This window comes from Saccharopolyspora phatthalungensis, from assembly GCF_014203395.1.
GTDB lineage: Bacteria > Actinomycetota > Actinomycetes > Mycobacteriales > Pseudonocardiaceae > Saccharopolyspora > Saccharopolyspora phatthalungensis.
Map to the genome: position 1 here is coordinate 2,276,327 of NZ_JACHIW010000001.1, position 17,605 is coordinate 2,293,931.

Consider the following 17,605-nt stretch of genomic DNA (forward strand, 5'->3'; position numbering starts at 1 on the left):
ACTCGCACCAAGATGTGGAGCCAGTCGTGTCCGAAGACCTGCTCGCAGGGTCTGCCCAGACCGAGAGTCCGAAAGCCACCTACGCCGCGGCGGGCGTAAGCATCGAGGCCGGCGACGAGGCGGTCGAGAAGATGCGCCCGTGGGCGCAGCGCGCGACCCGGCCCGAGGTGCTCGGCTCCCTTGGCGGCTTCGCCGGGTTGTTCCGGCTCAAGCTCGACCGCTGGAAAGAGCCGGTGCTGGCATCTTCCACCGACGGGGTGGGCACCAAGCTCGCCGTCGCGCAGGCGATGGACCTGCACGACACCGTCGGCATCGACCTGATCGCGATGGTGGTCGACGACCTGGTGGTCTGCGGTGCCGAGCCGCTGTTCCTGCAGGACTACATCGCGGTCGGCAAGGTCGTGCCGGAACGGATCGCCGACCTGGTCAAGGGCATCTCGGAGGGCTGCGTGCAGGCCGGCTGCGCGCTGCTTGGCGGGGAGACCGCCGAGCACCCCGGCATGATGGCGCCCGGCGAGTACGACATCTCGGCCACCGGCGTCGGGGTCGTGGAGGCGGACGCGATGCTCGGCCCGGACAAGGTCCGCCCGGGCGACGTGGTGATCGCGATGGGCTCGTCGGGCCTGCATTCCAACGGGTACTCGCTGGCCCGCCATGTGCTGCTGGACATCGCCCGGGTGCCGCTGGAGGGCCACGTCGAGGAGTTCGGCCGGACCCTCGGCGAGGAGCTGCTGGAGCCGACCCGGATCTACGCCAAGGACTGCCTGGCGCTGGCCGCGGAGGCGGGTGTGCGGACGTTCGCGCACATCACCGGCGGTGGCCTGGCGCAGAACCTGGCGCGGGTGATCCCGCCCGGGCTGACCGCGGTGCTGGACCGGGGCAGCTGGACGCCGGCCCCGGTGTTCCGGATGATCGCCCAGCGCGGCCGGGTCGACGCCGAGGAGATGGAACGCACCTTCAACATGGGCATCGGCATGGTCGCCGTGGTGACCGCCGAAGACGTGGACCGCGCCCTGGCGGTGCTCACGGCCCGTCACGTGCCCGCCTGGGTGCTCGGCGAGGTCGCCAAGCAGCCGTCCGTCGAGGGCACCGGCGAGCAGGACCGCGTGGTGCTGCGCGGCAACCACCCGCGCTTCTGAACACCTACCGTGCCCCGGTCCGGGCGGCCGTCACGCCCCGGACCAGGCGCGAGAAGTCTGTGATCGCGGCCGGGAATGCCGAAGGGCTCCCGGCCGTTGAACCGATAGCTGGCGTGCGCGTGTGCCCCCGGGCTCCAACTACTGCCTGCTGGGAATACCGTTCGGCTGGAGCCCTGCAGCGCCACCCGCCGAGAGGCGGCCCGCGCGCGCCAGCGTCTTGTTATCCGGGCTCCACCCGCCGTCGACGACGGTCCCGGACATCCCCGGTAGGCAGGCCGGATTCCCGTTGGCTGAGCCCTGTTTTCGCCAGTAGCAGACAGACGCGAGTGGCGTCGCCGGTGGTCCGGCAACGCCACTCACGGTGCTCCTCCTATGTGGGACTTTGCGAACTCGTCAACCCCACCCGCTCATGCACATCGGGTCAGACGAACGACTCCGACGCACCTCGCCATCGAGCGAACAGCGTTCATCCGCCGTCCTCGGTGGAGATGTGCTTCAACGTCGGTCGTAGTCGTAGTCGTCGTACCCGTCGTCGCGCGAGTCATCGCGGTCCTCACTGGACCACTCGCCAGACTCCGAGACGGACAGCTCGCGCTGCAACGCCTCGATGTCCATGGCGGGGGAACTGTACTTAAGCTCGCGGGCCACCTTCGTCTGCTTGGCCTTAGCCCGGCCGCGCCCCATGGCTCGACCCCCTCGCACAGGGTTGCGGGGCGGACAGGGGAATGTCGGCCCCGCATGATCTCGACAACTTTTCCTGTAACTACCGTACCGTGTCGAGGCGGTTGAACGCGACGTGGTGCCTTGACTGAGTGGCCGTGTCTTGGGTGACGTCGCACTCTTGCCGATTCGATCACTCGGCTGACAGCCGTTTCGCGGCTCCGGCAATGAGCCAACCGCAGCTGTCCGTGGGCCGCATGGCACCATGCTCGCTGTGCCAGAGCCGTTCGTCGCCTACCTGAGGGTGTACGAGCCCTTGTCGTCCTACGACTCACCGCTGCGCGAGGAACTGGCGGCGGTCGTCGAGCGCGGGCCGGTGGATCCGTTCGAGGCGGGACTGCGCGAGCAAGACGTTTGGTTGCGCAGCCAGCTCGCCGCGCCGCCCCGACTGCTGCCCGGCGAAACCGCCGACGGCGCGGTCCAGGGCGTCGGCGACGTGCTGGTGCTCGACCCGGCGGACGTGCCGAGCGCTCCGGCGGCCAAGGTGGGGCCGGGTCCGCTGGTGTGCCCACTGGACCTGCGCGGGCGGTCCGCCGCGGCGCTGGTCGGGTTCCTGGGCGATGCGGAGATCGCACTGCGGTCTGCGGTGCTGCAAGTGCCGGTCGAGAAGGCCAAGGTGCGGGCGAGCGCCGTGGTCAGCGAGCTCGCCGGCGGTGCGGTGCACGTGCTGTCGTCCACCTGGACCGTCCCGCTGCCCTGGTTCGTGCTGGTCGATCCGGTGGAGCGGTGCGTGTTCACCGAGCCGGGGCGGCGACGGGTGTGCTGGCGGGTGGCGATGGCCGACGCGCGGCGGCGGGTCGCCCGGGCGCACGCGATCGGCCGGCAGTCCATCGGCGAGGAGGGGCCGACCCGGATCCTGCACGAGACCGGCCGCTGGCTGGAGCGCTTCCACCCGCACTCCGCAGTGGAGCTGGACTACGGCGGCTTGGTGCAGCTGATGACGGCGAGCGACCTGGACGCGGACACCTCGGCGGAGGACGTGCACGCGATCGTTGACGCCATGGAAGCCGACGACGCCGAAGAGGTCGGCACCCGGTACGAAAGCCTGCGCGACTTCTGGGGAGAGTTCGCTGCGCGCGAACGCCACAACTGACGTGCGGAGCGCGGTCGTTCCGCGTGGCGGCGCGGGTGGCGGGACCGCAGTGAACTAAGCGGTGCAGATCACCGGCGTTTGAACTTAGCGGCGCAGACCACGGACTTTGGCTCGATGGGTCACGGTCGGCACCGGATCTCGCCGTTGAGGACGGCGAACCAACCGTCTTCGGCGTCCATCCAGGCGTGCCAGGCGGTGGCGAGTGCTTCCAGCTCGTCGCGGGTGGTCAGGCCGTGCTTCAGGGCCTGCTCGGCGAAGGACGACCGGCGGATGCGGTCCGCCCACAGGTTGCCCCACCAGGCACGTTCCTCGGTCGTCGCGAAGCACCACGCCGAGGCCGTGCAGGCGACGTCGCGGAATCCCGCCGCCAACGCCCAGGTCTTCAGGTACCGGCCGCTGTCGGGGAAGGCCCGGTTGCGGTGCGCCACCTGCCGGTACAGCTCCAACCAGCGGTCCAGGCCGGGGTTGCCCGGCGACCAGCGCATGCCGCCATAGTCGGCGTCCCGCGCCGCCACGATGCCGCCCGGCTTGCATACGCGCCGCATCTCGCGCAGCGCGGCGACCGGGTCGGTCAGGTGTTGTAGCACCTGGTGGGCGTGCACTACGTCGAAGGAGCCATTGGCGTGGGGCAGGCGGTAGACATCGGCGTTGGCGAAGGTGACGTTGTCCAGGCCGCGTTCGGCGGCTCCGGTCCGGGCGATCTCCAGCGGATCGTCGGCATTGTCCACGCCCAGCACCTGGCCGGGTCCGACCAGGGCGGCGAAGTCCAACGTGATGGTTCCGGGCCCGCAGCCGATGTCGAGCACGCTGGTGCCCGGCCGCAGGTGCGGGATCAGGTATGCCGCGGAGTTCTCGGCGGTCCGCCAGCGGTGCGATCGCAGCACGCTCTCGTGGTGTCCGTGGGTGTAGGTGTCCGGCTGCGCCTGCATGTCTTCCGTCTCATGATATGGGAGGTCAGTATCAATATGTGAGCGTACTCCGGAGAAGCTCCAGTCGGGAAGCGAATAAGAGGCCGTGAGCGATTACACCGGTTCCGGGCAGCGGGAACACCGAGCCGACCAGTTTGCCGCCGGGGGCCGGCTCCTCGGTGAGCGCATTGGGCCCGTCGCCGGACCTCCCGAGCGAGCACGGGGTTCCCACGGCGACGGCCGGCCCGGCAAATGTGTCGTTAATCACGTTTTTTCCGTGGGCGTTTCGGGCCCGACAGTCCTCTGTGGACCAGACCTGTCGCACGCGGGTGGTGAGCATCGCCGCGTGCTTGCCGGGCATGCTCTTACTCGGCGCTGTGCGAGGCCGCAGCGAGCGCGATGCCCGGAAGCGGCAGTTCCCCAGCCGCCCCGGGCATTACGGCGGCCTGAGCGGGTTTGAGCGAGGAACGCGGGTCCATTGGCGCATCGGCCTCGCCGCGGGCATGGCGCACCGCACCCGCCCCACGACAACCGAGCCGCGGGAAGTCCACTTCGGACGACTCCGACTCCGACGAACAGGACTGCGTTGCTCGCTACCGGTCTCGTTCCTCCGCGAGCAAATCGTCCACCGATGCGGCGCCCTCGCGGTACCGGCGGGCGATCTCCGCGTTCAGCCGGTCCACCACGCTTTGGACTTCCCGGCGGCGATGGGACACCGAATCCTCTTCCGCGGTGTAGGCGTCGAGGGCCTGGTCGAGCTTGGCCTCCGACAGTGACATGACATCCGAGAGATCGACATCGGAGACCAGCGCCTCGACGTGCCTGCGGTGCGCCTCGGCCCGCGACGGCTCGGTCGTCTGGTACCGGCCGGAACCGGTCGCCGGCCCGACGGCGTTGTCCGCCAGGATGTTCACCAACTGTTCGACGACCGACGCGGACCCGCCTTCCCGGCGTCGCCGTTGCTCCGCACGCACGATGTCGATCCGCGCGTGCAGCACCCTACGCAGGTAGGAGAGGTCCGTTTCCTCCTGCGCCGCCTCGTCCCGCAACGCGCGCACTTCGCCAAGCGCGCGGTGCTCGATACCACTGGTGTAGTCCGGGGACAGGACCCTATCGATGCGGCGCCGTCCACCCGGGCGGACTTCGATCACGTGGCCATCCTCCGGCAATTCGGTAGAGCTCGCCAACAATTCGTGTGATGTTGTTTTAGCAACGGGGCGAAACCGCCCGTTCGCGCAGCGTGTTGGGGCACGCGCGGCGACGAGGACGAGCGGCCTGCACGATTCCAGGCATACCCGCCTCGTCAAACACCCGCCGCTACCGGCCGCGCAACCCCTGGGCCGCGATCCGCCCCGGGGGTTCGCCGGTGTCCGGCGGCACCGAGTCGGGATCCACCGCCGCGGCCACCGCGCGGTCCTGCTCCGGGTCGCCGGCGATCAGCTCGCTGTCCACCGGTGCCGACCGCTTGAGCAGCGCCAGCGCCACCGGGCCGAGCTCGTGGTGCTGCACCACGCTGCCCACCCGACCGACCTTGCGCTCGCCGAACCACACCGGATCGCCGGTCTCCGGCAGGATCTCCGCCGAGCCGTCGAGGTGCAGCAGCACCATCCGCCGCGGCGGCTTGCCCACGTTGTGCACCTTGGCGACGGTTTCCTGACCCCGGTAGCAGCCCTTGGCGACATGCGCGGCCACGTGCACCCAGCCGAGCTCGTGCGGGATCGCGCGCTCGTCGGTGTCCAGCCCGACCCGTGGCCGCAGCGCCGCCACCCGCAGGGCCTCGAAGGCGAGCGTGCCCGACGGCCGGATTCCCGCGTCGGTCAGCTTCGTCCACCACTCGACCAGCGACTCCCGCGGCACCACGAGATCGACGGTGGGCAGCGCGCGGAACGGCACGCTCCGGCTGAAACCGCCGCCGGGCAGGGCCCGCACCTCGTAGGGTTTCGAGGGCACCGGCGCGAACTGGGCGAGGATGCCGCCCGCGTCCGTGCCGATGGTGGTCAGCAGCGCGTACTCGGCGGTGGCGTCCCGGGGTTCCACTTTGGACCAGAACCGCATGGCGTTGAGGTATTCCAGCAGCGACTGCTTGCCGTCCACGCCGATCGTCGGTAGCGCGCTGGTGGCCTGGGCGCCGGCATCCGTGTCCAGGTAGACCACGCCCTCGTGGTGCGCGACCAGCAGGTGGCAGTCGACGTGGCCGTGGCTGTCCAGCACCAGTGCCTCGGTGCCCTGCCCGTCCGGCAGTTCCGTCAGGTGCTGGGAGAGCACCAGGTGCAGCCAGCTCAGCCGCTCCTCGCCGGGCACCGCGATGACCTCCCGGTGCGAGCGGTCCACCAGCACCGCCGAGCGGGTCGCCGAGCGCTGCTCGGCGAAGGGGTCGCCGAAGTGCCAGGGCACGCCGACGTCCACCGCATCTCCCGGTGCGGGCACCGCACCCGGCAGATCCAACAGGGGTGAACTCATCAGCGCTCCTCGGCGGCGTCGACATCGGTGTTGCGGCAGTTCCGGCACAGGCCGGACAGGGCGAGGTGGGTGGCGTTCAGGACGAACCCGAATCGCGTGAGCAGCTCCCGCGACAGGTCGTCCAGCAGTTCGGTCGGGACCTCGTCGATCTTCCCGCATCGGTGGCACGCCAGGTGGACGTGCTCGTGTTCCTCGACGGAGTAGGTCGGCGCGCCGTGCCCCAGATGCGTGTGCCGCACCAGTCCCAGCTCTTCGAGCAAATCGAGGGCGCGATAGACGGTCGTGATGTTGACTGTCGAGGCGGTGCCCTGTACCCGGCGGCAGACTTGCTCCGGCGTCGCATGCCCCAGTTCGCGCACCGCATCCAGCACCAGCTGGCGCTGCGGTGTCATCCGCATGCCGCGTTGGTGCAAAGTGCTGCGCAGCGATCCCTGGTCGCTCAATGCCCGCTCCTGTGCTCGGCGCGCTTGACGGTCGGCCCTTCGATCGTAACTCCGTAACGGAACTTGCCGGTCACGCGCGCGGTGCGGCTGCGGTTGCGGCTCCGAGGTCTAGGCTTCCGGCATGCGCGTATTGGCACTTTTGGACGGGACGATCGCTGATCCGCAGGCGCCGCTGTTCCGTGCCGACGACCTCGGGGTGATGCGTGGTGACGGCATCTTCGAGACGATCTTGATCGCCGACCGCAAGCCGCGGGAACTCGGACCGCATCTCGACCGCTTGGAGCACTCCGCCGCCCTGCTGCAGCTGCGGCTGCCCGAGCGCGCAGCGTGGGAGCGGGCCGTGCGGGCGGTCATCGACAACTGGCCGTGGGACACCGACCCGCAGATGGCCGTGAAGCTCGTGTGCACCCGCGGTGTCGAAGGCGACGACAACCCCAACGGCTTCGCGATGGGCATGCAGATCGAAGCCGACACATTGCGCAAGCGCAGCGAGGGAGTCGCGGCCGTGACGCTGGAGCGCGGTTACGCCCCGGACCTGATGGAGCGCGCGCCCTGGCTCCTCCTGTCCGCGAAGACCCTGTCGTACGCGGTGAACATGGCCGCGATGCGGGAGGCAGCGGCGCGCGGCGCCGACGAGGTGATCTTCACCGCCACCGACGGTTCGGTGCTGGAAGGCCCGACCTCGACGGTCGTGCTCGCCCAGGGGCACACGCTGCTGACCACCCCGCCCAGCTTGGGAATCCTCAAGGGCACCACCCAGGGGGCGCTGTTCCGGGCCGCGGAGAAGGCCGGTTGGCAGACCAGGGTGACGAAGTTCCCGGCCTCGGCGCTGTTCGAAAGCGACGGCGTGTGGCTGGCCTCCAGCGTCCGGCTGATGACGCAGGTGCGCTCCATCGATGGCATCGAGATCAAGGCCGACGCCGACCTGCATGCCGAGATCGACCGCCTCTACGAGTCGAACTACTGACGCGGCGAATTCAAAGGAATCCAACGCGCCGATTTCCATCGAAATCGCCAACTCCGGCGGCGCGAGTCAGCCCATCGTCTTCTGGCCGTCCAGGGTCTCCCGGATGATGTCCGCGTGCCCCGCGTGCTGCGCAGTCTCGGCGGCGATGTGGAGCAGCACCCGCCGCGCGGACCAGCGCTTGCCGGGTTCCTGCCAAGGAGCCGACGGCAGCTCGTGGCTGACGTCCAGGTCGGGCAGCGTCGCGACGATCTCGTCGGTCTCCGCCGCCACCTTCGCGTACTCCGTGAGCAGGCCCTCCAGCGTCTCGTCCGCCTCCACCTGGAACCCGGCCGCGTGCTTGGCGAAGGCCGCCTCGTCGAAAGCCACGAACGCGCGCCCGTTGCGGATGAAGTCGGCCCAGCCCCTTTCGACCTGCGTGACGTGCTTGATCAGCCCGCCGAGGCAGAGCTCGCTCTTGGTGGGGCGCAGCCGAGCCTGCTCATCGGTTAGTTTCTGCACCGTGTGCCGCAGGAAGCCGCGATGGGCCGTGAGCAATTCCAGGATGTCAGCGCGTTCGCCGGTCAGGCTCTGCTCGGTATTGGTCATGCCGCCGCCTTAGCTCGTGGTCTGGTGTGCCTCGAAGCTAACGCGGCGGTCTGACAACCGGGCAACCCCGACCAGGTCGCTACCCGACGATTCGGTCGAGCTTCGCCGAGAGCCGGGGCTGGAGCTCATGCTCCGAGGTCGCGCGCTCCTCGACGTAGGCCAGCGAGCCCTCCACGACGCCGTACAGCCGGCTGGCCGCCGTGACGTCCTCGCTCGTCGGGGTGCGCAGGACCGCGTCGGTGCCGAACTCCCAGGTGGTCTGGTTCCGCGCACTGCCGAAGAACATTTCCGCGACGCCGGTCTCGTGCAGGAGGAGCAGTTCGATCGTGTCGTCCGGCTGTGGGCGCCAGAAGCCGGACTCGCGGAACGCGGGCGCGATGACCTTGCCGCCCTCGCCGTCCAGCCGCCACGCGCGGCTCTCGTAGATCAGGAACGGACGGCCGTCGTGCGCGAGCGACACCTGCTGGACGAAGCGGTACGACTCGTCCAGCGAGGGGTGCGACGCTTCGCCCTCGCCGCGCCACACGCCGACCAGCGGCAACAGCGACAGGCAGGCGTCGTGCAGCGACGGGCCCATTCGCAGGTTGGCGGTGTCGCCGGGGCCAGGCAGGTCGTCGAACTCCGGCAGGTTGCGGTGCCGGGTGAGCTTGGCGCGCTCCGCAGCCGCGGCGACCGCGGCATCGCCGCTGCCGCGCTGTGGTTCGTTCGGCGTTGCAGTCATCGCGTCGAGGCTACCGGTCGCCCCGGATCAGTCGCTGAACAGGCGGTACACCACGTAGCAGGCGAACCAGACGGTCGCCACCGCGGCGAGCCCGACGAGAGTGACGAGACCGTAGTGCAGGAAGTCGATGAGTTCCACGCGCAAAGGATAACCACCGCGATGCCCAGTTGAAGTGTGGCGTCGGGCATGATCTGCGGCGAACGCTGCGTCGAGCCAACAGCCGGGACGGAGATCACATGGACTTCGAGACGTTGCGCGAGCGGGCGCTGGCTTTCCGCGAGGACCTGTTGGCGCGCAAGGACAAGATCGCGCCGACCGACTTCGGCTGGTACCCGTACGACACGATGGCGAACATCTTCCACCTGGACGCGCTGCTCAGCGGCGCGCGGCGGGAGGTCTTCGACCGGATCGCGGGTACCCGCGTCGCGGACATCGGCGCGGCCGACGGCGACTTCGGGTTCTTCCTGGAGGCAGAGCTCGGCTGCCGGGTGGACGTGATCGACAACGCGCCGACGAACTTCAACGGGCTGCGCGGCGCGCGTCGACTGGTCGAGGAGCTGAACTCCGGCGTCGAGGTGCACGAGATCGACCTGGACTCGCAGTTCCGCCTGCCCGCCGAGCATTACGGCGCGGTGTTCTTCCTCGGGCTGCTCTACCACCTGAAGAACCCGTTCTTCGCGCTCCAGGCGTTGGCCGAGCGCGCCGACCTTTGCTTCGTGTCGACCCGGATCGCGCAGGTCACCCCGGATGGCACCCGGATCCAGCAGCAGCCGGTGGCGTACCTGCTGGACCCGGCGGAGACCAACAACGACGCGACAAACTTCTGGATCTTCAGCGAGACGGGCCTGCGGCGGCTGTTCGACCGCACCGGATGGGAGGTCGTCGACTTCATCACCGTCGGCTGCCGCGAGGACTCCGACCCCAGCTCCCCGGATCGCGACGAACGTGCCTTCGCCCTTCTCCGTTCCAAAGTCGCCGACTGACCGCGCATGGCGCCGTTTCCGGCTCGTCCGCGAAAGGGCTGCCGCGGATCGCGGCGACCACAGTGGTCGGACGTCGCGCCGGCCGGGAAAAGCGGAGGGCACCTTGGACCCAGCTGGTCCAAGGTGCCCTCCGCCGGGAGAAATCAGGCCACGGCGATGTCCACCGGGTGGATGCCCGGGCCTGCGGGCGAGACGTCCGCCTGGCCCTTACCGTCCCGGTGCAGCGCCCGGACGGTCCAGGTGCCGGCCGCGGCGTAGAAGCGGAAGTCGCCCTCCGGCGAGGAGACTACCTCCGCGGTGAATTCGCCGGAGGAGTCCAGCAGGCGGACGAAAGCCCCGCCGACCGGCTGGTCCCCAGCACGCACCTTGCCCGTCACGACGACCTGGTCGGTGTCCTCGGCGACCGCCGTGCCCGACTGCTGCGGCGCTCCGCATCCGCTCATGCTCAACGCTCCTTCAGTGCTGGATGTTCAAAGCGGCCAAGCCGCTTTGGGATCTTCTTCAGTTCTTGGCTTCTTCGGCGGGGTTCGCGATCGGGACACCGACCAGCGAGCCGTACTCGGTCCACGAGCCGTCGTAGTTCTTGACGTTGGTGTTGCCGAGCAGTTCACGGAGCACGAACCAGGTGTGCGAGGAACGCTCGCCGATGCGGCAGTAGGCGATGGTGTCCTTCGTGGTGTCGAGCCCAGCCTCCTGGTAGAGCTCGGCCAACTCGTCGTCGGACTTGAAGGTGCCGTCCTCGTTCGCGGCCTTGCTCCACGGCACGTTGATCGCCGACGGGATGTGCCCGGCGCGCTGCGCCGACTCCTGCGGCAGGTGTGCCGGGGCCAGCAGCTTGCCCGCGAATTCGTCGGGCGAGCGGACGTCGACCAGGTTCTTGGTGTCGATCGCGGCCACGACCTCGTCCCGGAACGCCCGGATCGAGGTGTCCGGCTCCTGCGCCTGGTAGGTGGTCGCGGCCTTGTTCGGCTCTTCCTTGGTCAGCTCCCGGCCGTCGAGCTCCCACTTCTTGCGGCCGCCGTCGAGCAGCTTGACGTCGCCGTGCCCGTACAGCTTGAAGTACCAGTAGGCGTACGCGGCGAACCAGTTGTTGTTGCCGCCGTACAGGATCACCGTGTCGTCGTTGCCGATTCCCTTGGCGGACAGCAACTTCTCGAAGCCTTCGCGGTTGACGAAGTCGCGGCGGACGTGGTCCTGGAGCTCGTTCTTCCAGTCCAGCTTGATGGCCCCAGGGATGTGGCCGCCGTCGTAGGCGGTGGTGTCCTCGTCCACCTCGGCGAACACCACGCCGGGGGTGTTCAGGTTGTTTTCGGCCCACTCGGTGGAAACCAGGACCTCTGCGCGGCTCATCGAGCGACTCCTTCGTTGATCTTCGGTGGGTTCGAGCGGGTGTCTGATGTGGACACTCCGGCGGGGGCGACGCGCCGGAGCAGCAGGTACATCTGGCAGCCGAGGCAGTAGCCGAACACCGCGTTGAGCAGCGCGGCCACTAGGGCGAACGCGTTCGCCACGATGCCCAGCGCGGTCCACTCGGCGGCGTAGCCGATGGTGGCCATCAGCGCGAAGGCGAAGCCGACCCCTTGGGAGAACCGGACCGGTGCCGAGTCTTCGCGTTCGTCCGGATCGATCGGCGCGAGGCGCGGTTGCACTGTCTGCCGGTACAGATAACCCCACGGGTTGAGCCGCATTCCGACGAAGGCGCACATCCCGAACAGCACCGTCTGCGCCGCGAGCACCCGCCAGCTGCCGGTGACCAGTCCGAGCGCGAGGACCGCGCTGGTCATCCCTGCGGTGAAGCGAACGCCACGGGGGTCGAGCGTGACGGCAGACATGGAGCCTCCTGACTAGTGGACTTCGACTGCCGAGTCCGTCAGGCGGTTTTGGACGCGCCCTCGCCGTGGCACAGCCGCGCAAGGTGCAAGACGTATTACCGCCCGGTCAGTGCCCGCAACACAGGCTGCTGCCCACGCGGCACAGATCGACCGCGCGCCTCCGGGTCAGCAGTACATGCACGACTCGGAGATTACCGGCTAGACCGATCGGCGGGAAGCTCGTTCACTAGGTGAGACGCCTTGCACGTCGTTGAGATCGAATCGGCTCGGCGACGAACGGCCGGCTCGGCTGTTCCAGCGAGGCGCTTGGTCCGTTCGCCCCGCACCTCATCACCGCAGGTGGGCGCGCAGAGTAGCGGCGAGGGCGTCGCGGCGGGGGACGCCGCCGACCCGGAACAGCTCTCGGCCCGTGCTGTCCAGCGCGAGCGTGGTCGGGGTGGTGTGCACCCGAAGCGGGGTCGACCACTCTGGGTGGTTGGTGAGGTCGATCTCCACGTGGCGCACGCCTTCGGTGCGCTCGGCGAAGTCGGTGAGCAGGATGCGGGCGTGCCGGCACGGTGCGCAGAAGGTGGTGGACAGCTGCAACAGCGTCACCTCAGCGTCGTCGTCAGAGGCCTCGGCGAGTCGCCGCCGCAGGCCCTCGGGCATCTGGTCGACCAAGACCTCCTCGCCGGTTCCGCGTTTCGTGCGCGCCTTGCCTTGTCTGGAGCGCCATAACAAGCCGAAGACCACGGCGGCGGCGACGGCGATCAGCAGCGCCCAGGTACCCGTGTTCACCCCGTGGTCACCCCGCTGCCGCTGATGGTGACGTTGTCCGCGGTGCCCTCGATGACCAGCGCGCCGCGCTCGGCCCGCACCGCGGTCGGCTTGATCTCGAACGGCAGCATGCCGGGGTCGAGCGTGGTGCTGAACTTCTTGAGCACCGACTGCTCGAAAAGTTTCGGCAGCTCGATCGGCCCGAACGCGCTGTTGTTCAGGTCCAGCTTCCGCGGGTCGATCTGCATCTTGCCGTTGACCAGCGACAACACCGCGATCACCCGCACCTTGTTGGCGGAGCCCGCGATGTTCACGGTGCCGTCGAGCTGCACCACGGCCTTGGTGTCGTCGGTGCCGGCCGCGAGCTGCTCATCGGCGCTGCTCAGTTTGCCGTCATCGTCGGCCAGCGCGTCCTTGGCCGCCGGTTCGATCGTGAGGTCCTGGATGCCGATCAGCCGGGCGATGTCGGATGCCTTCAGCTTTACCCGGCCGTCGAGCTGGTCGATGGTGACGTGGTCGGCGGTGCCGGCCACCACGTCGGCGGTGGAGACCCGCGCGCCGTGCAGGTCGGCCTCGATGCCGACTTCGTTGAACCGTCCGACCTGCACCGCATTGGCCGCCAGCTGCACGTCGCGGTAGTTCCCGGCGATGACCTGCGTGAGGAACGGGAAGCCGTTGATCCGCACGTCCGGGGTTTCGCGGAGGTGCAATTTCGCGGCCACCCGCTTCGCCACCTGGTACTCAGCGATCGCGGCGGCGCCGAAGTCCGCACCGATCAGGAGGCCGAAGATGATGACGAGGGAGATGGCGAGCTTCTTCACCGAGCGGTCCGTTCTGTCGGGGCCTGGCTTGATGGCCGACGACTTCCCCGTTAGCACTAGCGGCCACCACGATCGGGTGACACCACTGTATCGGCCGCCCACCCGGCGATCCGGTCCACCAATTCGGGGCTGGTCGCGCTCTCGGCGTGTCGCATGCCCGCTTCCAGCCATAGCTCGCCGCCGCCGGCTTCGCTGAGCGCGACGGCATCGGCCACCGGGAAATAGTGGTCTTCATCACCATGCACGATCAGCAGCGGCACCGGGATGCGCGGCACCAGTTCGATGGGCGAGACCGGCACGTCGGGCCACGGCGCGCCGAGGCGCACGCCGAGCAGCCGGGCGCCCCAGCGGCCGTGCGGCTGCTCCAGCAGCCAGTGCACCCTGCGCATCGCGGGTGTGTCGCGGACCCACCAGCGCGCCGGGCTGCTCACCGCGATCACCGCATCCGGTGGCGTGGAAAGGGCCGCGTGACGCAGCACCACCGAGCCGCCCAGCGAGAAACCGACGGTTACAACTTTGTTACAGCCGAGGGTGCGGAGGCGCTCGACGGCGGCGGCGATGTCCAGGGTCTCGGCCGGGCCGACGGTAGTCCGGCCCCCCGAGCGACCGTGGCCGCGGAAATCGACCGCGAGCACCGGGGCGCGGCTCGACAACCGCTCCAGCACGCGCCTGACACTGGGCTTGCGCACGTGGTTTGTGAAACCGTGCCCGACCACGAAACCCAGGTCGGCGGGCAGCCCGGGGCCCGGGTAGAGCAGGCCGCGCAGCCTGGTGCCGTCGGCGGCCGCGAGCGTGACTGAGCGCACGTGACATCTGCCCGTAACAAAAGGTCGCCCGCGGTTCACAAATGTGATGCCCTCGGTTGGACCTGGGTCTTTCCGCCGCATTTCGGTTATTCTCCTTGCCATCCACAGGCAACGACGCCGAGTCATCCGCTCCCGGAGTGGATGACCACTCTGCCACCGGTCGTCGGTTGTTCTCGCCTTGGGACGGAGGCCCCTTTGATGAGCTCCGAGCTGCTGCTGCTGACCAGCGAATCAGACTGCGAAGCGGTGTTGCCCTCGCTGACCCTGTTGCCGCACCGAGTCCGCACCCTGCCCGCCGATCCCGGCGCCATTCTTTCCGGCGGCGCACACGACGTGATCCTCGTCGACGCCCGGACCGACCTGGCCGGCGCCCGTGACCTGTGCCGCCTGCTGTCGGCCGGTGACGTGCCGGTGGTCGCGCTGGTGAACGAGGGCGGGCTGGTCACGATCAGCGCCGAATGGGGCGTCGACGACATCCTGCTGCCGACCACCGGTCCGGCCGAGATCGATGCCCGGCTGCGGCTGCTGGTCTCGCGCCGCAGCAACAACAACTCCGGCGGCGACGGCTCGCTGAGCGTCGGTGACCTGGTGATCGAGGAAACGACCTACACCGCACGGCTGAAGGGGCGGGCGCTGGAGCTCACCTACAAGGAGTTCGAGCTGCTCAAGTTCCTCGCCCAGCACGCGGGCCGGGTGTTCACCCGGGCCCAGCTGCTGCAGGAGGTGTGGGGCTACGACTTCTTCGGCGGCACCCGCACCGTCGACGTCCACGTGCGGCGGCTGCGCGCGAAGCTCGGCCCGGAGCACGATTCGATGATCGGCACGGTCCGCAACGTCGGCTACAAGTTCGTCCGCCCGAACCGCGGCAACTCCCCGCTGGCGGCCGAGGTGCAGCGGGCCGAGGCGGAGCAGGCCGAATTCCACATCGCCGAGCGCGAGAGGGTCAGCACGTACTGATCCCGATGCGGGTACCGCTCGTGCGCAGCGGGATTTCCGATTTCGCCTGAAATATGGGGATTTGTCCCCGACAGGCAGCGCCCCTAGCGGCTGGGGCGGTGGCGCCAGGCCCGGCGGAGCGCGCCGAGGGCGAAGCAGGCGAGCCCGCTGAGCACCGATGTCCAGGGCAAGGCGAACGCGAGGACCACGCAGCCGACGAAACCGAGCACCGGGAGCGCTCGGGGAAACCAGCGCTGAGCGCGGGGCAAGGTGAACGCGGATGCGTTGGCGATCGCGTAGTACACCAGCACGCCGAAGGACGAGAACCCGATCGCGCCGCGCAAATCCGTGACCAAGACGAGCAGGACCACCGCCGCGATGATCACCAGCTCCGCGCGGTGCGGGGTCGCGAAGCGCGGATGCACCGCGGCCAGCGGAGCAGGCAGATCACCTTCCCGGGCCATCGCCAGCGTCGTCCGGCCGACGCCCGCGAGCAGCGCGAGCAACGAACCGAGTGCAGCGACGCCGGCCCCGACCACCGCAACCGGCGCCAACTGGTGCAATCCACCGGCCCGCACGGCGTCGGCCAGCGGAGCCGACGAGGCCGCGAGGCCGGCCGGGCCGAGTGCCACCAGCAGAGTGGCGGCGACCGCGAAGTACAGGCACACCACGATCCCGAGCGCGATCGGAATCGCGCGTGGGATCGTGCGCCGCGGATCGCGGACCTCCTCGCCGAGCGTCGCGATGCGCGCGTAGCCCGCGAACGCAAAAAACAGCAGCCCGGCCGACTGCAGGATGCCCAGCGGCGCAGGCGGCGGGGATACCGAGGCGGCGGCCGAGGCGCCCCCGAGCCAGACCGCGAGCAGCGTGCACGCGAGCGCTGCCAGCGTGACCGCGAGCAAGATGCGAGCGAGCTTGGCAGTCCGCGTGACGCCTACGTAGTTCACGGCACCCAGAGTCGCGGCAAGCGCCGCCGCGGTGGGCTTGGGGGCGGCGGGGACGAGATACGCGGCGGCGGTCAGCGCCATCGCCGCGCACGAGGCTGTCTTGCCGAGCACGAAGCCCCAGCCCGCGAGGTAGCCCCAGAAGGGGCCGAGTCGTTCACGGCCGTAGAGGTAGGTGCCGCCTGCCGCCGGGTACTGCGCCGCCAGCACGGCGGAGCTGCTCGCGTTGCAGAACGCGATGATCGCCGCGACGGCCAGGCCGATGATCAGGGCGGCCCCGGCCGCTGCGGCGGCCGGGGCGAAGGCGCTGAACAGGCCCGCTCCGATCATGGCGGCGAGCCCGATCACCACCGCGTCGGCGGTGGTGAGCCGTCGGCGGAGTCGGGTCACGCGACGTTCTTAGCGTTCTGCCCGCGTGAACCGCAAGGATCCTGGGTAACGTCGATGGCGTGCAGCTGACTTGGCGAAACGGATTGGACAGCAGTGAAGCGGCCGAGGTCATGGCCTTGCTCGACAAGACCGAGAAGGTCGACGGGGTGGCCCCGGTCGGTGAACACGTGATCTTGCGGCTGAAGGCGCATCGGGACGTCATCCACCAGATCGAGCCGGTGCAGGCCGACGTGCGCTCCGAGCACTTCGTGGTGCGCGACGCCGGCAGCGTCCTCATCGGGTACGCGCACCTGGACACCGAGCACGAGAAGACCGCCGGTCAGCTGGTCGCCGAACTCGCGGTGCACCCCGACCACCGCCGCAAGGGCGCCGGCACTCGCCTGGTCGAGGCGCTGCTGGATCGCGCCGAGCTGTCCGTCGAACCCGAAGCCGACCTGGGTCGGCTGCGGATCTGGTCGCACGGCGAGCACCCGGGCGCGGTGCGGCTGGCCGAGCGGTTCGGGTTCAGCCGCCCCCGCGAGCTGTGGCGGATGGGCCGGGACCTCGCCGAGCCGGAGCTGCCCGACGCCGAGATCAGCGAAGGTGTGCGGATCCGCACCTTCCGGATCGGCGAGGACGAGGCCGCCGTCGTCGAGGTCAACCACCGGGCCTTCGCCTGGCATCCGGAGCAGGGCGGCATGACCGAGCAGGACCTGCGCGCCAAGGAACGCGAGGAGTGGTTCGATCCGGCCGGGTTCTTACTCGCGGTGGACGGCCGCGACAGGTTGCTCGGGTTCCACTGGACCAAAGTGCACCCGGATGGCATGGGCGAGGTCTACGTCATCGGCGTCGATCCCGATGCGCAGGGCGGTGGCCTCGGCCGGTCACTCACAGTAGCCGGGCTACGGCACTTGGGCGATCACGGGTGCCGCCAAGTGATGCTCTACGTCGAGGGCGACAATGCGCCCGCCATCAAGGTCTACCAGCGCTTGGGATTCGAGAAATGGGACACGGACGTGCAATTTGGGCGCTGAACCGAACGATGCCGTGAGTTACTAGATTGCCCCGAAATTGAAGCCGCCTTGCTCAATGGGATGTGGGGCTGCTTACTTAGCGTGCCTT

22 protein-coding genes are annotated in these 17,605 nt (G+C 69.2%); 6 read left to right on the top strand and 16 right to left on the bottom strand.

Features of this window, described 5'->3' with window-relative positions; all coding sequences use genetic code 11:
• The first annotated feature begins 26 nt into the window (after positions 1 to 26).
• Positions 27 to 1,139: a phosphoribosylformylglycinamidine cyclo-ligase gene (gene purM / locus BJ970_RS10165; RefSeq protein WP_184726027.1), complete on the top strand. Its 1,113-nt coding sequence runs from the start codon at positions 27 to 29 to the stop codon at positions 1,137 to 1,139.
• Positions 1,140 to 1,634: 495 nt separating this feature from the next.
• Here purM and BJ970_RS10170 read toward each other — a convergent pair whose 3' ends face one another.
• The gene (locus BJ970_RS10170) at positions 1,635 to 1,823 is read right to left on the bottom strand and encodes a DUF3073 domain-containing protein (protein WP_010312648.1); all 189 of its coding nucleotides are present in this window, start codon (positions 1,821 to 1,823) and stop codon (positions 1,635 to 1,637) included.
• 241 nt (positions 1,824 to 2,064) lie between these two features.
• On the opposite strand from BJ970_RS10170, the gene BJ970_RS10175 reads away from it, so the two are divergent.
• Positions 2,065 to 2,952 carry a DUF8083 family protein gene (locus BJ970_RS10175; protein WP_221467100.1) on the top strand — a complete coding sequence of 296 codons (888 nt, stop codon included), beginning with the start codon at positions 2,065 to 2,067 and terminating at the stop codon, positions 2,950 to 2,952.
• Positions 2,953 to 3,071: 119 nt separating this feature from the next.
• Here BJ970_RS10175 and BJ970_RS10180 read toward each other — a convergent pair whose 3' ends face one another.
• The 5 genes from BJ970_RS10180 to BJ970_RS10200 all read right to left on the bottom strand — a co-directional run bounded on the left by BJ970_RS10180 (position 3,072) and on the right by BJ970_RS10200 (position 6,763).
• Positions 3,072 to 3,881, bottom strand: coding sequence for a methyltransferase domain-containing protein (locus BJ970_RS10180; protein WP_184726029.1), 810 nt, complete (start codon positions 3,879 to 3,881; stop codon positions 3,072 to 3,074).
• Positions 3,882 to 4,225: 344 nt separating this feature from the next.
• Complete coding sequence (locus BJ970_RS39945; RefSeq protein ID WP_184726030.1) at positions 4,226 to 4,411, bottom strand: asparaginase; 186 nt, start codon at positions 4,409 to 4,411, stop codon at positions 4,226 to 4,228.
• Between the two features lie 42 nt (positions 4,412 to 4,453).
• Entirely contained in the window at positions 4,454 to 5,011 is a 558-nt protein-coding gene (locus BJ970_RS10190) for an RsiG family protein (protein ID WP_184726031.1), read from the bottom strand.
• A gap of 166 nt (positions 5,012 to 5,177) precedes the next feature.
• The gene (ygfZ, locus tag BJ970_RS10195) at positions 5,178 to 6,320 is read right to left on the bottom strand and encodes a CAF17-like 4Fe-4S cluster assembly/insertion protein YgfZ (RefSeq protein WP_184726032.1); all 1,143 of its coding nucleotides are present in this window, start codon (positions 6,318 to 6,320) and stop codon (positions 5,178 to 5,180) included.
• Positions 6,320 to 6,763: a Fur family transcriptional regulator gene (locus BJ970_RS10200; RefSeq protein ID WP_184726033.1), complete on the bottom strand. Its 444-nt coding sequence runs from the start codon at positions 6,761 to 6,763 to the stop codon at positions 6,320 to 6,322. Before BJ970_RS10200 ends, ygfZ begins: the two co-directional genes overlap by 1 nt.
• A gap of 121 nt (positions 6,764 to 6,884) precedes the next feature.
• Here BJ970_RS10200 and BJ970_RS10205 point away from each other — a divergent pair, with 121 nt between their 5' ends.
• Positions 6,885 to 7,730, top strand: a complete 846-nt coding sequence (locus tag BJ970_RS10205; protein WP_184726034.1) for an aminodeoxychorismate lyase — start codon at positions 6,885 to 6,887, stop codon at positions 7,728 to 7,730.
• A 66-nt stretch (positions 7,731 to 7,796) separates the two neighbouring features.
• Here BJ970_RS10205 and BJ970_RS10210 read toward each other — a convergent pair whose 3' ends face one another.
• Together BJ970_RS10210 and BJ970_RS10215 are read right to left on the bottom strand one after the other, a co-directional pair.
• Positions 7,797 to 8,315 (bottom strand): DinB family protein, encoded by a 519-nt coding sequence (locus tag BJ970_RS10210; RefSeq protein WP_184726035.1) that lies wholly within the window; start codon positions 8,313 to 8,315, stop codon positions 7,797 to 7,799.
• A 79-nt stretch (positions 8,316 to 8,394) separates the two neighbouring features.
• Positions 8,395 to 9,036 (bottom strand): heme-binding beta-barrel domain-containing protein, encoded by a 642-nt coding sequence (locus BJ970_RS10215; protein WP_184726036.1) that lies wholly within the window; start codon positions 9,034 to 9,036, stop codon positions 8,395 to 8,397.
• Between the two features lie 236 nt (positions 9,037 to 9,272).
• Here BJ970_RS10215 and BJ970_RS10220 point away from each other — a divergent pair, with 236 nt between their 5' ends.
• The gene (locus tag BJ970_RS10220) at positions 9,273 to 10,019 is read left to right on the top strand and encodes a class I SAM-dependent methyltransferase (protein WP_184726037.1); all 747 of its coding nucleotides are present in this window, start codon (positions 9,273 to 9,275) and stop codon (positions 10,017 to 10,019) included.
• A 143-nt stretch (positions 10,020 to 10,162) separates the two neighbouring features.
• Here BJ970_RS10220 and BJ970_RS10225 read toward each other — a convergent pair whose 3' ends face one another.
• The 7 genes from BJ970_RS10225 to BJ970_RS10250 form a co-directional block, all read right to left on the bottom strand.
• A complete protein-coding gene (locus BJ970_RS10225; protein WP_184726038.1) occupies positions 10,163 to 10,462 on the bottom strand; it encodes a DUF1416 domain-containing protein in 300 nt (99 codons plus the stop codon).
• Between the two features lie 58 nt (positions 10,463 to 10,520).
• Complete coding sequence (locus BJ970_RS10230; RefSeq protein ID WP_184726039.1) at positions 10,521 to 11,369, bottom strand: sulfurtransferase; 849 nt, start codon at positions 11,367 to 11,369, stop codon at positions 10,521 to 10,523.
• Complete coding sequence (locus BJ970_RS10235; RefSeq protein WP_184726040.1) at positions 11,366 to 11,851, bottom strand: DUF4395 domain-containing protein; 486 nt, start codon at positions 11,849 to 11,851, stop codon at positions 11,366 to 11,368. Before BJ970_RS10235 ends, BJ970_RS10230 begins: the two co-directional genes overlap by 4 nt.
• Before the next feature lie 106 nt (positions 11,852 to 11,957).
• Complete coding sequence (locus tag BJ970_RS39950) at positions 11,958 to 12,032, bottom strand: putative leader peptide (protein WP_350945149.1); 75 nt, start codon at positions 12,030 to 12,032, stop codon at positions 11,958 to 11,960.
• 149 nt (positions 12,033 to 12,181) lie between these two features.
• Entirely contained in the window at positions 12,182 to 12,628 is a 447-nt protein-coding gene (locus BJ970_RS10240) for a TlpA family protein disulfide reductase (RefSeq protein ID WP_184726041.1), read from the bottom strand.
• Positions 12,625 to 13,428, bottom strand: a complete 804-nt coding sequence (locus BJ970_RS10245; RefSeq protein ID WP_184726042.1) for an LmeA family phospholipid-binding protein — start codon at positions 13,426 to 13,428, stop codon at positions 12,625 to 12,627. Before BJ970_RS10245 ends, BJ970_RS10240 begins: the two co-directional genes overlap by 4 nt.
• Before the next feature lie 56 nt (positions 13,429 to 13,484).
• A complete protein-coding gene (locus BJ970_RS10250; RefSeq protein WP_184726043.1) occupies positions 13,485 to 14,234 on the bottom strand; it encodes an alpha/beta hydrolase in 750 nt (249 codons plus the stop codon).
• A 198-nt stretch (positions 14,235 to 14,432) separates the two neighbouring features.
• On the opposite strand from BJ970_RS10250, the gene BJ970_RS10255 reads away from it, so the two are divergent.
• Complete coding sequence (locus BJ970_RS10255) at positions 14,433 to 15,191, top strand: winged helix-turn-helix transcriptional regulator (RefSeq protein ID WP_184726044.1); 759 nt, start codon at positions 14,433 to 14,435, stop codon at positions 15,189 to 15,191.
• Positions 15,192 to 15,274: 83 nt separating this feature from the next.
• Here BJ970_RS10255 and BJ970_RS10260 read toward each other — a convergent pair whose 3' ends face one another.
• Positions 15,275 to 16,504: an APC family permease gene (locus BJ970_RS10260; protein ID WP_184726045.1), complete on the bottom strand. Its 1,230-nt coding sequence runs from the start codon at positions 16,502 to 16,504 to the stop codon at positions 15,275 to 15,277.
• 59 nt (positions 16,505 to 16,563) lie between these two features.
• On the opposite strand from BJ970_RS10260, the gene mshD reads away from it, so the two are divergent.
• Positions 16,564 to 17,517, top strand: coding sequence for a mycothiol synthase (mshD, locus tag BJ970_RS10265; protein ID WP_376775016.1), 954 nt, complete (start codon positions 16,564 to 16,566; stop codon positions 17,515 to 17,517).
• The last annotated feature ends 88 nt before the right edge of the window (positions 17,518 to 17,605 follow it).

Coding starts and splice junctions, on each gene's coding strand:
- BJ970_RS10170 (WP_010312648.1), bottom strand. CDS start 1,823: ATGGGGCGCGGCCGGGCTAAGGCCAAGCAGACGAAGGTGGCCCGCGAG.
- BJ970_RS10175 (WP_221467100.1), top strand. CDS start 2,065: ATGCTCGCTGTGCCAGAGCCGTTCGTCGCCTACCTGAGGGTGTACGAG.
- BJ970_RS10180 (WP_184726029.1), bottom strand. CDS start 3,881: ATGCAGGCGCAGCCGGACACCTACACCCACGGACACCACGAGAGCGTG.
- ygfZ (WP_184726032.1), bottom strand. CDS start 6,320: ATGAGTTCACCCCTGTTGGATCTGCCGGGTGCGGTGCCCGCACCGGGA.
- BJ970_RS10205 (WP_184726034.1), top strand. CDS start 6,885: ATGCGCGTATTGGCACTTTTGGACGGGACGATCGCTGATCCGCAGGCG.
- BJ970_RS10210 (WP_184726035.1), bottom strand. CDS start 8,315: ATGACCAATACCGAGCAGAGCCTGACCGGCGAACGCGCTGACATCCTG.
- BJ970_RS10215 (WP_184726036.1), bottom strand. CDS start 9,036: ATGACTGCAACGCCGAACGAACCACAGCGCGGCAGCGGCGATGCCGCG.
- BJ970_RS10220 (WP_184726037.1), top strand. CDS start 9,273: ATGGACTTCGAGACGTTGCGCGAGCGGGCGCTGGCTTTCCGCGAGGAC.
- BJ970_RS10225 (WP_184726038.1), bottom strand. CDS start 10,462: ATGAGCGGATGCGGAGCGCCGCAGCAGTCGGGCACGGCGGTCGCCGAG.
- BJ970_RS10230 (WP_184726039.1), bottom strand. CDS start 11,369: ATGAGCCGCGCAGAGGTCCTGGTTTCCACCGAGTGGGCCGAAAACAAC.
- BJ970_RS10235 (WP_184726040.1), bottom strand. CDS start 11,851: ATGTCTGCCGTCACGCTCGACCCCCGTGGCGTTCGCTTCACCGCAGGG.
- BJ970_RS10255 (WP_184726044.1), top strand. CDS start 14,433: ATGAGCTCCGAGCTGCTGCTGCTGACCAGCGAATCAGACTGCGAAGCG.